The organism is Butyricicoccus faecihominis, assembly GCF_014648015.1.
GTDB lineage: Bacteria > Bacillota > Clostridia > Oscillospirales > Butyricicoccaceae > Agathobaculum > Agathobaculum butyriciproducens.
Genome location: NZ_BMQH01000003.1, coordinates 204,740 through 218,452 on the forward strand (window position 1 = coordinate 204,740; position 13,713 = coordinate 218,452).

The following is a 13,713-nucleotide window of genomic DNA, read 5'->3' on the forward strand; positions in this document are numbered from 1 at the left end:
TGCGCAATTCACAGACAGCGTACTGCTGCACATATCAAAAAGCCTACGCAGAGGGCGGCACGGCTATGCCGCCCAAAGATTACGCCTGCGATTGCAGTGTGGCACGCGCTGTCTGACGCAGAAGAGACCCTTGTCAGCGTGTAAGGGTAGGCCGACTGCCGTTCTCCTTTTCGAAGCGGTCGCCGGTCTCTGGTCTGCGTCAAGCTAAGAAACAAAGGGAAAAGGGAGTTAAGAGGGTAGTACTCATTTTATCCGCGCACGGCGCGGGAACTTGGTTTAGTGGCCTACGGGCAAACCTTGGTGTCTACCCTCTTGCCCTTGCCGCGGGGCGCGGCACCGTTCCTGCCGTCCGCAGACGGCAAATCCCAGTCTATACGCAAAAAGCGCATACCCCATAAAAGGATATGCGCTTTCTCCCGCCGTTATACGGCTTACCCCTGCACCGAGCCGAGTCCGAAACTGACCGCCAGTGCTTCATCGACGTGCCGCATGGCTTTTTCGTCGAGCGAGCCCATTTTCTCGCGCAGGCGGCGTTTGTCCAGCGTGCGGATCTGCTCGGTCAGGATGATGGAATCCTTGGTCAGTCCGTAGTTCGGCGCACCGACCGTGATATGCGTCGGCATTTTCGCCTTGTTGATCTGCGATGTAATAGCGGCGGCGATCACGGTCGGACTGTACCGATTGCCGACGTTATTCTGCACGATCAGCACCGGACGGATGCCGCCCTGCTCACTGCCAACCACCGGACTGAGATCGGCATAGTAAATATCGCCTCGTTTGATGTTGCTATCCACTTTGGTTCACACTCCGATGAAATAAATTTACGGTGCTGCCTGATGGTTTTCCCGCAAACCTATTTTCCCCGTGTCACACAGAATTATAACTGTATAATGCAGAAAAGCGGAGAGAGAAAAATCTCCTCCGCTTCAAAGCTGCCGCGAAACTACAGTTTCGCCGACAAGCAGGAACGGACCGCAGGCCGTTCCAAAGTCGTCCGAAAGTTCCTGTTCAGAAACTTTCTCCCTCCAGAAGTAAGAAAACCGTGATACATGCTCCCGGTTTTCTTGCATTTGCAACGCAAATGCTGTTTTAATAGCGCTGCCGCGCGATACTATCAAACTAACAGGATACCGACTTTGAGAGACAAATGAAGCGAGGGAAAATCCCTCGCTTCATCTTATGCACGCAATGCCAGTAAATTACCGATAGAAGCGCGGCACGCGCTGGCTGATGGCGCACAGCACCTCGTACGAGATGGTGCCCGCCGCGTCTGCTGCGTCCTCTGCCGTCCAGCCTTCCGGGCCGAACACGGTCACTTCGTCACCGCGATGTACGTCTACGCCCTCCGGAATACGCACCATGCACATATCCATGCAGATGCGGCCGAGCACGGGCGCTTTCACGCCGCCGAGCAGCACCTGCGCCTTGCCCGAGCCTGTACGCAGATAGCCGTCCGCATACCCCATTGAGATAACCGCCATATGGGTCGGCTCTGCCGTCTCGAAGGTGCGGCCATAGCTGATGGTCGTATTCGCCGGAATATCGCGCACCTGCACCACACGCGCCTTGACGGTCATGGCGGGTCTCAGATCGAGCACCGGCGGCACGGAGGCATCCGGGCGATAGCCGTACAGGATAATGCCCGCACGAGTCATCGTGCAGTGCATCTTCTCGTAGGTCTGGATAGCGCCGCTGTTTGCACAGTGGCGCAGCGGCAGGTCAAGACCGGCCGCTTGCAGACCCTCGCACACATCCGAGAAGCGCTTGTACTGCAATTCCGTGTACGCCTCGCCGGAGGGCACGTCGGCAACCGCAAAATGCGTGAAAATGCCTTCGCTGATCAGGCCCGGCAGCTTGGAGCACGCAAGGATATCCTGCACGGTCTGCTCACACTCCCACGACGGGAAGCCGAGCCGCGTCATGCCGGTATCCAGCTTGTAGTGTACGGTGACCGGCTTGCCGGTGCGCTCTGCTGCCGCGCTGATGAGTTCTGCGGTCTCGCGGTCGTACACCGGCACGGTGATGCCGTACTGTGCCGCCGTGTTCATGTCCTTCTCGTCCACATAGCCAAGGATGAGGATGGGCGTTTCGATGCCTGCTTCTCGCAGCTCCACACCCTCCGGAATGGTCGCTACCGCAAAATACGGTGCGTCCATCTTCTCCAGCCGCTTAGCCACCTGTACGGCACCGTGACCGTATGCGTCCGCCTTAACGACACACAGGACCGGCGCCTGCGCCTGCTCGCAGATCACGCGATAATTATGCTCGATCGCACCGAGGTCGATCTCCGCCCAAGTGCGGTGTTGATTTACTTCCATTGTCTTCGTCACTCCAACAGAACCGTTTGGTTCCTGATTTACTGACAGGATTCCACCTGTATGGTCAGCACGCGTGCACCGTCCGCATACAGCTCGGCATAGACCGGCTGCAGATTGCTCTGCCGCAGCCACACCTGCTTTTCCACGCTGTTGTCTGCCTTCTCATAGCGCAGCACGAGCAGGCTTTCGCCGTTCGTGCGCTCGCTCCACACCTGCGCAGGCACAGCATACCGCAGATCATTCAGCAGGCAGAACCATGCGTCTGCCGGGGTCAGTCCGGTGTGCCGAGGAGCAATATCATCCAGCTGCAAGTCGTTGTACTGCAGCGTGAACGCGCCGTTCTCCTCACCTGAGATGCGCCCGCCGATACCGGCGACCGACTCCGGTGCGGTCAGCGTGAAGGAATCGCTGTCCTCTCTATTATAGACATAGTCGCTTTCAAATTCCAGTACAGATTCGTCCAAATCCGAGATTATTTTCAAATGCGCCGTACAGCTGTCCAGCGATGCGAAATGCGCACGCACATCCTCGGCACTCATTTCCGCCGAGCGGCCGCAGCCGCAGAGCAGAACAAGCGCCGCCAAACCACACAGCAGCCTGTTCAGATTACCACTCCTTTGACCGGTTTATCACCATGTTTTCGAGTTATATCGTTTCAGCAGAATCGGCAGCTGCGTCAGCATATCGCTCGGTGTCATGCCGTATTCGCTCAGCGCATTCGCAGCTAAATCTCCGGCTCTGCCGTGCAGCCACGCCGCCGTACAGGCTGCCGGAACCGCGTCAATGCCCTGTCCGCACAGCGAAACCAGCATGCCTGCCAGAACATCCCCGCTGCCGCCTTTCGCCATGCCGGGATTGCCCGAGGTATTGCGGTACGCCGCGCCGTCCGGCGTGAAAATGCGGGTGCGGTGTCCCTTATAGAGCACAATGCACCGATAGTCCTGCGCGAACTGTGCCACGTCCGCAGCGGTCGCGTCCGGCTTGCCGCTGAGCCGTGCGAACTCGCCTGCGTGCGGCGTGAGCACGACCGGCTTTGCCGTTCGCCGCAATATATCCTTATGCGCCGTGATGGCATTTATGCCGTCCGCATCGAGCACAATCTGGCAGGCAGCTTTTTCAAGCAGGGTACACACGATTTCGGTCAGCGTATCCGAACGGCCGAGTCCGCACCCGATGAGCAGCGCGTCCGCCTTTTCGGCAAGCGCAAGCAGCTTCGGCAGTGCGTCCATGGAAAACAGCCCGTTTTCATCCTGCGGCATGGGCCGCACGACCGGCTCATTCAGCTTGACCGCCAGCACCGGCCACGCACCCTGCGGAACTGCCAGCGTCACAACGCCGCTTCCCATGCGGACCGCGCCCTGTGCCGAAAAATATGCCGCACCTGTATATCCTGCCGAGCCGCACACGCACAGAATGCGGCCGTAGTCGTTTTTATTTGTCTCCGGATTGCGCGAATGCAGTACGCCGTCCGCGAAGTCCTGGTTTATCTCAATCATATCGTTTCCTTTCAAGTCGAAGCCGCTGCCGCGTTCGCCTGCGCGTGCACTGCGTCGATTGCGAGGACGACCGCCAGCGCAAGTGTTTCGTCTGCGGAATCGGCAATGTCCAGCTGATAGCAGTCACCCCATGTGAACCACTCCTTGGAGATGGACACGATCTCGCGTCCGTTCTGCGTGATGCGGTACTCATGCGCCCAGAAATCACCCTCGATTGTCCAGTCGAGACCCTCGATTTCGTATTTTTCGTAGAAAAATGTAAGCCGCTTGACGATCTCGGCACGCTCCACGCCGTCGATGTACACGAAGAACCGCGGCATCATACTGAACACCTTCTGCTGGATGAAGGCGGTCTCGTGTCCGGTCAAGTCGGTGACATACAGCTTCTTGCCCCACGAGAAAAACTCCCCTTCGACATGGTATTTGTCGGCGCCGGTTTCATCAAAAACGGTAAACCGATCCACCCAGGAGAACACCTTTTGTTTGATATATAATTTCATATTGATCCCACCCCTCTTTTCTTACAGGATAACACGGCGTGTGCTGACCGTCAAGCACGGACGTTTCACTGCACCGCCGCATAGGCTGACACGAGGAGGTGATACTTTGGCGATCAAGATTTTTGTCGATCAGGGACACAATCCGTCCGGTCCGAACACCGGCGCGGAAGGCAGCGGACTGCTCGAACAGGATGTGACCTACGCTGTCGGCGTGTATCTGGCTGATCTTCTGCGGGCAGACCCGCGGTTTGAGGTGCGGCTGAGCCGCAGCACACCCGAGGAAATCCTCGGCACAAGCAACGCCACCAGTCTGGCCGAGCGCGTGCGGCTGGCGAATGAGTGGCCTGCGGATTACTTCATCAGCATCCACTGCAACGCGAACGTAAATCCCGCCGTCAACGGCACTGAGGTGTATGTTTATCAGGAAAATACGCAGGCGTACTGGCTGGCGCAGCATGTGCTCGCCGGCATTGTTGCGCGTGTCGGCACACGTGATAACGGCGTGCGCATCCGTCCGAGCCTGTATGTCCTGCGGCGGACACAGATGCCTTCGATTCTGGTCGAGCTAGCATACCTGACCAATGCTTCCGATGCGATGAAGCTGGAAAACGATCCGTTCGGGTTTGCACAGGGCATTTATAACGGTCTGCTCAGTTATTTTGACTTTGAACCGTATTAAACAAAAACGAGAGGTCAAAAGACCTCTCGTTCTATCTTTCTTAACGCACTTTACTAACGTCGCAGCTTTTCGCGCATTAACGCGCATTTAATAGAATTTGCAGTGCAAATTCCAAAAAAGCGGGAGCATGTATCTCGCTTTTTTGACTTCTGGAGGGAGAAAGTCTCCGTATGGGAACTTTCGGACGACTTTGGAACGGCCCACGGTCCGTTCCTCTTGTCGGCCAAACCGTGGTTTGGCGACAGCATCTTAAAATCCTCCGGTGACGCCTAAAACCTGTCCGGTAATGAAAGACGACTTATCCGAGCACAGATACAGAATGCTGTCCGCGACCTCGGCTGCCGCGCCGACTCTTCCGAGCGGTGTCTGATCGGCAAGCTCCTGCATGGTATCCGCACTGTGCATGGCGTTCATGTCGGTGTCGATCACGCCCGGCGCAATGCAGTTGACCCGGATATTGCTCGGGCCAAGCTCCTGCGCGAGCGACTTGCTCAGGCCGATAATCGCAGCCTTGCTCGCGGAATAATGGCTCTCGCAGGACGCACCGCACTCCCCCCACATGGACGACACCGTAACGATGCTTCCCTTGTGGTTGTGCAGCATTTCAGGCAGCACGGCGCGAATCGTGCGCACCGTACCCATGAGATTGACATCCAGCATGCGCATCCAGTCCGCGTCCGTGATATTCTGGAACAGCTTCTGTTCGGCGATGCCTGCATTGCAGACCACGGCATCGATCGTGCCGAACCGCGCCTTCCCTTCCGCGACCGCAAGTTCCACTGCCGCGGTATCCTGCTGATCGGCCAAAAGCGCCAGTGCGCCGGTCTCCCCAGCGAGCCTGTCCGCCGCTTCCCTGCTTTTGCTGTAAGTAAACGCGGTATTCCATCCGTTTTCGGCAAACGTGCGCACACAGGCGGCACCGATGCCGCGCGAGCCTCCGGTGATGAGAACAGTCTGCGCCATGTCAGATGGCAACCGTCTGCTGTGCCTCGAACAGACACTGGTTCAGATCCTTGCTCTGTGCCAGACCCTCCTCAATGTCGATATCGGTAACAATGTTGTTATCCGATACAACAACGCGGTTGGTCTTGCCCTCCATCAGCGCACGAACGGCAGCGTAGCCCATGCGGGTTGCCATAACACGATCCATAGCAGACGGAGAGCCGCCGCGCTGGATGTGACCAAGGATCGTTACACGGGTGTCAATGCCGGTAGCCTCGTGAATCTGGTCTGCAACGTCCTGTGCAGAGCCGTAGCCCTCTGCTACGATGATGATATGGTGGTTGCGGCCCTTGATACGGCCGATGCGCATTCTCTCTACGATCTCGGTGTCGAAATCCAGCTGACGCTCGGGCAGGCAGATCGCGGTCGCGCCGACTGCACAGCCAACCTGCAGTGCCAGATGACCTGCACGGCGGCCCATGACCTCTACAACAGAGCAGCGCTCGTGGGACTGCATGGTGTCGCGCAGCTTATCGATGCACTCGATCGCGGTATTGCAGGCGGTGTCAAAACCGATGGTGTAATCCGAGCAACCGATATCATTATCAATGGTACCCGGAACGCCGATGCACGGAACACCCTTGCGGGAAAGCGCCTGTGCACCGCGGAATGTACCGTCGCCGCCGCAGCAGATCAGGCCGTCAATGCCGAGGTAGCGGCAGGTGTCAGCCGCCTTCTGCAGACCTTCCTCGGTCAGCATCTCCTTGCAGCGTGCGGTGTACAGCATGGTGCCGCCCTTGCGGATAATGCCGTCTACACTGCGGGCACCCATCTCGATGATATCGCCGTTGATAAGACCGCTGTAACCGCGGCGAATGCCGAGAACGGAAATATCGTGTGCGCTTGCGCTGCGGACTACCGAGCGGATAAGTGCGTTCATACCGGGTGCGTCGCCGCCGCTGGTAAGTACGCCGATTCTGCGAATTTGTTTATCCATGATAAAGCCTCCCTGTTGTCGGTTCTGTTTTCTTGCTTGGCGGCACGGTCGATGCCGCACTGACCTCTGTATTGCATTTCTGTTTCCCTCTGTGGAAACCGTCTCTCTCCCTACGGATAAACACAGTCTCCTATTGTATTATAACATCTTCCTCGCGCAAGAGAAAGCGTAATCTTGTTAAAAATGCAATATCCGGTTTGCACCAGTACCGGCGGGCAGCGAGCGTCTTTTTCTTCGTGTCCATCGGGTAGAGATAGACCGGCGTATCGCCGGGCTGCGTGCGCAAAACCTCTTTAATCTGCGTCCATTCATCACCCTGCAGACTGGAAATACGCAGAAACAGCTTTTGCGGCGCCAGCTTTGCCGCCTGCGCATCGGTGTAGACCGACTTCTGCGTGCCCTTTTTCGGCTGCTGCAGGCTCTCCACCGCACTCTCGGTGAGCGGCTGCGCCTCGTTCAGCAGCACCTTGGGCGCCTCGTCCTCTCGGGCGTCGATCTTACCGGTGAGCAGAACTGCGCTGTCCTCGGTGAGATATGCGCCGCACTGCTGCAGCGAACGCGGGAACACGACAAGCTCAATCGCCGCCGTGTCGTCCTCCGCGGTGACATATGCCATCATCGAGCCGTTCTTGGTCGATTTCAGACGCACCGCCGTGATAACACAGGCAAGCCGGACGGTCATGCCGTCCTTGTAGACCGGCTGGCTGCTCTCGCCCGTCAGGTCGTCGATGATCTGCTTGACGGAGGCCGCCTGCGCCTTCTGCGTCAGGCTGCGGTACTCGTCCATCGGGTGACCGGAGAGGTACAGACCGGTGGTCTCCTTCTCCATCGCCAGCAGTTCCCGCTTGGGTACTTCCGGAATGTTCGGCATCGCAATCTGCGTGTCGCGCACCTCGTCGTTGCCCATGCCGAACAGGTCCATCTGCCCCTCGATGTTCTTCTTGCGGTTCTGGGCAATGGCATCTACCACGGGATTGACGATTTTCAAAAGCTGACTGCGGTAGTAGTGCATGGAATCGAACGAGCCTGCCTTGATGAGACTTTCAAGGGCTCTGCGATTGAGTTCGCGGTCGTACATGCGCTCGCAGAAATCCTGGAACGAGGTAAACAGGCCGTTCGCCTCTCGCTCCTCGACAAGCTGCTTCATAAACGAGCGTCCCACACCCTTGACGGCTGCCAGACCGAAACGGATATTCTCGCCCGCAACCGAAAACTCGTCATAGGATTCGTTTACGTCCGGCGGAAGCACCGCGATGCCCATATCACGCGCCGCCTGAATATACTCGGAGATCTTGTCCGAAACATCCAGAACGCTCGTCAGCAGCGCCGCCAGATATTCTCTCGGGTAATGGCACTTGAGGTACGCCGTGCGGAACGACACGACCGCGTAGCAAACCGCGTGTGCCTTGTTGAACGCATAGTTTGCAAAATCCATGATCTCGTCAAACAGACTTGCCGCAACTGCTTCGGGCACGCCGCGCTTGATGGCGCCGTCAATGCCCAGCTCCTCGTTGCCGTAGATGAAGTTGACGCGCTCCTTTTCCAGCTCCTTCATCTTCTTTTTACTCATGGCGCGGCGCACCATATCTGCCTTGCCGAGCGAATATCCCGCAAGGCTCTGGAACACCTGCATAACCTGTTCCTGATAGATCATACAGCCATAGGTGACGCTTAAAATCGGCTCGAGCAGCGGATGCTTGTACGTCACCTTTTCCGGATGGTGGCGGCACTCGATGTAGCGCGGAATGGACTGCATCGGACCGGGTCGGTACAGCGCAACGACTGCGGTAATATCCTCAATGGACTGCGGGCGCAGACCGGTAACAACGTTGGTAATGCCCGCGCTTTCCAGCTGGAACACGCCCATGGTCGAGCCCTTGCCGAGCATCTCGTAAGTCGCGGGGTCGCTCATATCCACGTTCTCGATGGAAAAATCCGGCGTGTGACGGCGAATCAGCTTTTCCGCGTCCGCGATAACGGTCAGGTTGCGCAGGCCGAGGAAGTCCATCTTGAGCAGACCCAGCTCCTCGATCGTCACCATCGTAAACTGCGTTACCATCTGGTCGCCGTTGCGCGAAAGCGGAACGTAGGTGTCCACGGGGTCCTTGGTGATAACCACGCCTGCCGCATGCGTCGATGCGTTGCGCGGCATACCCTCGAGCGCACGCGCCGTATCAATAAGCTCTTTGACCTGCGGCTGCTCGTCGTACATCTTTTTCAGCTCCGCGTTGATGGTCAGCGCCTTGTCGATCGTAATGTGCAGCTCGTTCGGCACCTGCTTGGCAACCGCGTCAACATCGTTGTACGGAATGTTGAGCGCACGGCCGACATCGCGGATGGCACCGCGGGCAGCCATCGTGCCGAACGTGACGATCTGCGCTACGCGGTCCTTGCCGTATTTGCGGGTAACGTACTCGATGACCTCCGGACGGCGAACATAACAGAAGTCCACGTCGATATCCGGCATGGAGACACGCTCCGGATTCAAAAATCGCTCGAAGTACAGCGAATAGTGAATCGGGTCAAGGTCGGTGATAGCAAGGCAGTACGACACGATCGAGCCTGCTGCCGAGCCGCGTCCGGGTCCGACAGGAATGCCCTGACTTTTCGCGTAGCCGATAAAGTCGGACACGATGAGGAAGTAATCGACAAAGCCCATCTTGGCGATCATGTCGATCTCGTACTGCAGACGCTTGCGCACGGTGCCGTCGTCGTCCGGATAGCGCCTTGCGAAGCCTTCATCGCACAGCTTCTGCAGATATTCGAGCGAGGTGTAGCCGTCCGGCACATCGAATTCCGGCAGGTGGTACTTGCCAAACTCAAACTCAACCTGACAGCGTTCCGCGATCTTTACCGTGTTGGCGAGTGCCTCCGGGTGCTCCGGAAACAGCGCCGCCATTTCGTCCGCGTCCTTAATGTAGAACTCCTGTGTCTCGAACTTCATGCGGGTCGGGTCATCCACGGTCTTGCCCATCTGGATGGACATGAGCACGTCCTGAATACGCGCATCCGCCTTAGTCAGATAATGCGCGTCATTGGTCGCCACCAGACCGATGTTCAGCTCTCTGGAAAGCTGGTACAGACCCTCATTGACTTTCTGCTGCAACGGAATGCCGTGGTCCTGAATCTCAAGATAGAAATGCTCCCGGTCAAAAATATCGAGGAACTGCTCGCAGAGGTCATACGCGCCGTCCATATCGCCGTCCGCCAGCGCACGCGGAATCGCGCCTGCCAGACACGCGGACAGACAAATCAGACCTTCGCTGTGCGCGCGCAGCAACTCCATATCGATACGCGGCTTCATGTAAAAGCCTTCCGAGAAACCGCACGACACCATGTGGATGAGGTTGCGGTAGCCGGTCATGTTCTCGCACAGCAGGATGAGGTGCGTGTGCCACTCGCCGTTGATGTAGCTGCGGTCAAAGCGCGAATGCGGCGCCAGATACACCTCGCAGCCGATGACCGGATGGATCCCCTTGGCCTTGCAGGCGCGGTAAAAGTCGATCACGCCGTACATGACGCCATGGTCGGTCAGCGCGCAAGAGGTCTGCCCCAGCTCTGCCACACGGTCCACCAGCTTTTCGATGCGGCAGGCGCCGTCCAGCAGGCTGTATTCGCTGTGGACATGCAGATGTGCAAATGGTACCAATTTAGTCCTCCTTTTCCGCAAGCTCAATGATCTTTTTCAGACGGTGGCTCAGTCCCGGTTTGGAGATGGGCGGGTCGAACCGCTGCGCCAGCTCGGACAGGCTGTCCGTCGGGTATTCCAGACGCAGGCGCACAGTCTCCCACAGGTTGCCCGGAAATGCGTCCTCACCCTGGCTGTCGATCAGCGCCTGAATCGCCGCGATCTGCCGTGCCGATGCATCGGCGGCCTTCATCATGTTTGCAGTCTCACAGTTGACCTGCCGGTTGATCGTGTTGCGCAGATTCTTCTCTACCTTGGCCTGCATCAGCTCCATCGCCGCGTGCGGCGCACCGATGCGCGTAAGGAAATCCTCCGCGCTTGCGCCGTCCTTAAAGTACAGCAGATACGCGCTGCCGCGCCGTGCCTGCTTGGGCGATAAACCTAAATCGAGCATCAGGCTTGTCTCCTCACCTGACAGACTCTGGTGGGTGGTCTTCAGCTCGAGATGGCTTTTCTTGTCCGGTCCCGCGACCGTGCCGCCCATGAGGAAGGCACCGCGCAGGAAGGACGCAATGCAGCAGTCCTCCTCGAGCAGATTGCGGTTGATGTGATAGGTGATGTGGCTCTTGCAGTCGTAGCCGAGCGCGTCAAACACGCGTCCGATCTGCGCCGGTTCGGTGAGTACAAGCTGCTGCTTTCGGCCTGCCTTCTGCGGCTCGCACTCAACAAAAAACGCGCGCTGCAGCAGCGCCTGCAAGCGGCGGACAACGGTCATGTTCTCCGCCGACAGCCGTATCTCCTTGTGTGAAAAAACCGAGGCATGGAGCAGTGCGCCGTAAATCTCGGCACGCGTGCAGCAGGTACGCTGCATGGATACCCGACACAGCTCGTTTTTTACCTCGGTTGAAAAAGACATATATTCTCTCCGTTCTGTACAGCACGCTTCGCCTGTCCGGAACGAAGCGGGTTTATCTCTGGTAATCGCGGTGCATGGTTACTACACCGTATTCCTGCCTGCGCAGGTGTTCGCTCAGCGCCTCGGTGATAGCGACCGAGCGGTGCTTGCCGCCGGTGCATCCGATGCTGATGATCAGATTCGCCTTGCCTTCCGCGATATAGCGCGGCAGCAGAAAGTCGATCATGCCCGTCAGGTATCGCATCAGCACATCCGCCGTACCGCCGCGGAACACATAATCGCGCACCTCCGGATCGGTGCCGTTGCGCTCGCGCAGGCTCATTTCGTAATAGGGATTGGGCAGGAAACGCACATCAAACACAAGGTCGCTCTCGGGCGGAATGCCGTACTTGAAGCCGAACGACTGTACGATGACCTCAAACACCTCTCCGCTCTCGGTGCCGGAAAACATCGTCAGCAGACGTTCGCGCAGACCGGCAGCAGACAGTCCGGTGGTGTCCACCACAAAGTCGGCACGGTCGCGCAGACCGGACAGCATTTCGCGCTCCTTTTCAATGGCGGCTGTCATGGACATGCCCTTTTCCATCAGCGGATGCTTGCGGCGCGTCTCCTTGTAGCGGCGGATGAGCGTCGGCGTGTCCGTGTTGAGGAACAGGATGCGGTAATCGCAGCCCATGCTCTTGATCGAATCCAGCGAATCAAACAGCTGCTGGAAATCGCCGCCTGCACGCACATCGGTGACGAGCGCCACACGTTCATAGCGTTCGGTTGCCGCCAGACAGATCTCTGCGAAGCGCGGTATGAGGGAGATCGGCAGATTATCGACGCAGTAATAGCCTAAGTCCTCAAGTGTGGCGACCGCGCGGCTCTTGCCTGCGCCCGACATACCGGAAACGATCAAAAAATACATGTTACCTTTCCCCCTGCCCTGTGGTTCTGCTGTGATAGCGCCGCCGAGCGGCGCTGCTGCTTATTTTACGATGCGCACCTCGCACTCCAGCTCCACGCCGAACTGCTCACGCACCCTGTTCTGCACCAGTTCGATCAGACGCAGCATGTCATCGCATGTTGCACCGCCGCGGTTGATGAGAAATCCCGCGTGTTTTTCCGAAACCTGTGCCGCGCCGACGCTCGTGCCCTTGAGACCGGCCTGCTCGATAAGCTGGCCCGCAAAGTGTCCCACGGGACGCTTAAATGTCGAGCCTGCCGATGGGAAATTGAGCGGCTGTTTGTCGCGTCTGCGCTGCGCGAAATCGTTCATCTTATCCAGAATCGCCGCCGAATCGCCGTTCTGCAGCTGCATGGTCGAACGGAGCACCGTCCAGTCCGGATGCTTGCGGAACACGCTCGTGCGGTAGTCGAAGCCGTGCTCATCGCCCTTGAGTGTACAAATGTTGCCTTCGCCGTCCACGAACTCGGTCTCCTGCACAATGCCGGCCATTGTGCCGTCATACGCACCCGCATTCATGTAAACCGCGCCGCCCAGACTGCCCGGAATGCCGCCGGCGAACTCGGCTCCGGTCAGACCAGAACGCTGTGCGCGGCGGGCAATGCGGCTGAGCAGCGCGCCCGCCTCGGCAGAGACGGTGTTATCCTCGTTTACGCGGACTTCATCCAGCTCGGATGTGCAGACAACCGCACCGCGGATGCCCGCATCGGCCACCAGCATGTTGGAGCCGTTGCCGAGCAGCAGGAACGGAATATTGCGCTCGCGCAGTACGGCAAGTGCCGCGGTCAGTTCCCTGCGGGTCTTCGGCTGCACGAACAGGTCGGCCGGTCCGCCAATGGCGAACGTGGTATGGCGGCGCATGAGTTCGTTTTCTGCAATATCTATTTCAGGTGCGGCCTCTCGCAGTGCCGCGATGCAATCCTTAATATGCTCCATAAGGCGTTTAATCCTCCAAAAAATCTATATAAAAAGTTTAAGTGGTATACCCTCGGAATTCCTGCCGCGTCATGCGGCGGCGCATCGAAGGTCCGGCACCGGGAGCAGGCTCCGGTTTGTCCTGCCGTGCCGTTTTGGTTTTTGCTTTACTGTTTATTATAACAAATGTAGATGGGATGCGCAATCAGTCCGAGTGGGTTTCCGCAGATTTTTTCGGTTAAAAATCGGATTTTTCTCTATTCGGCACCGGCTGAGCGGGGTACTCGAACTGCCGCTGGCGGGTTCGTCCTGACGGGGCGGCTCCTTTCTCTGCACCGGCTGAGCGGGGTGCGCGAACTGCGCAGGCGTGTTC

The 13,713-nt window shown here is 58.0% G+C and carries 12 protein-coding genes; 1 reads left to right on the forward strand and 11 read right to left on the reverse strand.

The window, feature by feature from the left end; genetic code table 11:
• Positions 1-431: 431 nt before the first annotated feature.
• From IEY11_RS04280 to IEY11_RS04300, 5 genes are all read right to left on the reverse strand, one after another.
• On the reverse strand, positions 432-794 hold the full coding sequence (locus tag IEY11_RS04280; protein WP_110437051.1) for a type II toxin-antitoxin system PemK/MazF family toxin: 363 nt from the start codon (positions 792-794) through the stop codon (positions 432-434).
• A gap of 405 nt (positions 795-1,199) precedes the next feature.
• A complete protein-coding gene (alr, locus tag IEY11_RS04285) occupies positions 1,200-2,318 on the reverse strand; it encodes an alanine racemase (protein WP_188885881.1) in 1,119 nt (372 codons plus the stop codon).
• A 38-nt stretch (positions 2,319-2,356) separates the two neighbouring features.
• Positions 2,357-2,902: a hypothetical protein gene (locus tag IEY11_RS04290; RefSeq protein ID WP_188885882.1), complete on the reverse strand. Its 546-nt coding sequence runs from the start codon at positions 2,900-2,902 to the stop codon at positions 2,357-2,359.
• Between the two features lie 45 nt (positions 2,903-2,947).
• The gene (locus IEY11_RS04295; RefSeq protein ID WP_188885883.1) at positions 2,948-3,814 is read right to left on the reverse strand and encodes an NAD(P)H-hydrate dehydratase; all 867 of its coding nucleotides are present in this window, start codon (positions 3,812-3,814) and stop codon (positions 2,948-2,950) included.
• Between the two features lie 11 nt (positions 3,815-3,825).
• Positions 3,826-4,314 carry an LURP-one-related/scramblase family protein gene (locus IEY11_RS04300; protein WP_117487840.1) on the reverse strand — a complete coding sequence of 163 codons (489 nt, stop codon included), beginning with the start codon at positions 4,312-4,314 and terminating at the stop codon, positions 3,826-3,828.
• Between the two features lie 106 nt (positions 4,315-4,420).
• On the opposite strand from IEY11_RS04300, the gene IEY11_RS04305 reads away from it, so the two are divergent.
• On the forward strand, positions 4,421-4,993 hold the full coding sequence (locus tag IEY11_RS04305) for an N-acetylmuramoyl-L-alanine amidase family protein (RefSeq protein ID WP_188885884.1): 573 nt from the start codon (positions 4,421-4,423) through the stop codon (positions 4,991-4,993).
• A gap of 249 nt (positions 4,994-5,242) precedes the next feature.
• Here the strand turns inward: IEY11_RS04305 and IEY11_RS04310 are convergent, their stop codons facing one another.
• From IEY11_RS04310 to murB, 6 genes are all read right to left on the reverse strand, one after another.
• Positions 5,243-5,956: an SDR family NAD(P)-dependent oxidoreductase gene (locus tag IEY11_RS04310; protein WP_118729580.1), complete on the reverse strand. Its 714-nt coding sequence runs from the start codon at positions 5,954-5,956 to the stop codon at positions 5,243-5,245.
• A 1-nt stretch (position 5,957) separates the two neighbouring features.
• Positions 5,958-6,932: a 6-phosphofructokinase gene (gene pfkA / locus IEY11_RS04315; RefSeq protein WP_117751128.1), complete on the reverse strand. Its 975-nt coding sequence runs from the start codon at positions 6,930-6,932 to the stop codon at positions 5,958-5,960.
• 130 nt (positions 6,933-7,062) lie between these two features.
• Positions 7,063-10,581, reverse strand: a complete 3,519-nt coding sequence (locus IEY11_RS04320; protein ID WP_188885885.1) for a DNA polymerase III subunit alpha — start codon at positions 10,579-10,581, stop codon at positions 7,063-7,065.
• Position 10,582: 1 nt separating this feature from the next.
• Positions 10,583-11,476, reverse strand: coding sequence for a DNA-binding protein WhiA (whiA, locus tag IEY11_RS04325; protein WP_188885886.1), 894 nt, complete (start codon positions 11,474-11,476; stop codon positions 10,583-10,585).
• 52 nt (positions 11,477-11,528) lie between these two features.
• Positions 11,529-12,386, reverse strand: a complete 858-nt coding sequence (gene rapZ / locus IEY11_RS04330; RefSeq protein WP_116705102.1) for an RNase adapter RapZ — start codon at positions 12,384-12,386, stop codon at positions 11,529-11,531.
• Between the two features lie 60 nt (positions 12,387-12,446).
• Positions 12,447-13,361 (reverse strand): UDP-N-acetylmuramate dehydrogenase, encoded by a 915-nt coding sequence (murB, locus tag IEY11_RS04335; RefSeq protein WP_110437063.1) that lies wholly within the window; start codon positions 13,359-13,361, stop codon positions 12,447-12,449.
• Between the last annotated feature and the right edge of the window lie 352 nt (positions 13,362-13,713).

Excerpts from the sequence above, each read along its gene's own strand:
- alr (WP_188885881.1), bottom strand. The coding sequence starts at position 2,318 with ATGGAAGTAAATCAACACCGCACTTGGGCGGAGATCGACCTCGGTGCG.
- IEY11_RS04295 (WP_188885883.1), bottom strand. The coding sequence starts at position 3,814 with ATGATTGAGATAAACCAGGACTTCGCGGACGGCGTACTGCATTCGCGC.
- IEY11_RS04300 (WP_117487840.1), bottom strand. The coding sequence starts at position 4,314 with ATGAAATTATATATCAAACAAAAGGTGTTCTCCTGGGTGGATCGGTTT.
- IEY11_RS04310 (WP_118729580.1), bottom strand. The coding sequence starts at position 5,956 with ATGGCGCAGACTGTTCTCATCACCGGAGGCTCGCGCGGCATCGGTGCC.
- pfkA (WP_117751128.1), bottom strand. The coding sequence starts at position 6,932 with ATGGATAAACAAATTCGCAGAATCGGCGTACTTACCAGCGGCGGCGAC.
- whiA (WP_188885886.1), bottom strand. The coding sequence starts at position 11,476 with ATGTCTTTTTCAACCGAGGTAAAAAACGAGCTGTGTCGGGTATCCATG.
- rapZ (WP_116705102.1), bottom strand. The coding sequence starts at position 12,386 with ATGTATTTTTTGATCGTTTCCGGTATGTCGGGCGCAGGCAAGAGCCGC.
- murB (WP_110437063.1), bottom strand. The coding sequence starts at position 13,361 with ATGGAGCATATTAAGGATTGCATCGCGGCACTGCGAGAGGCCGCACCT.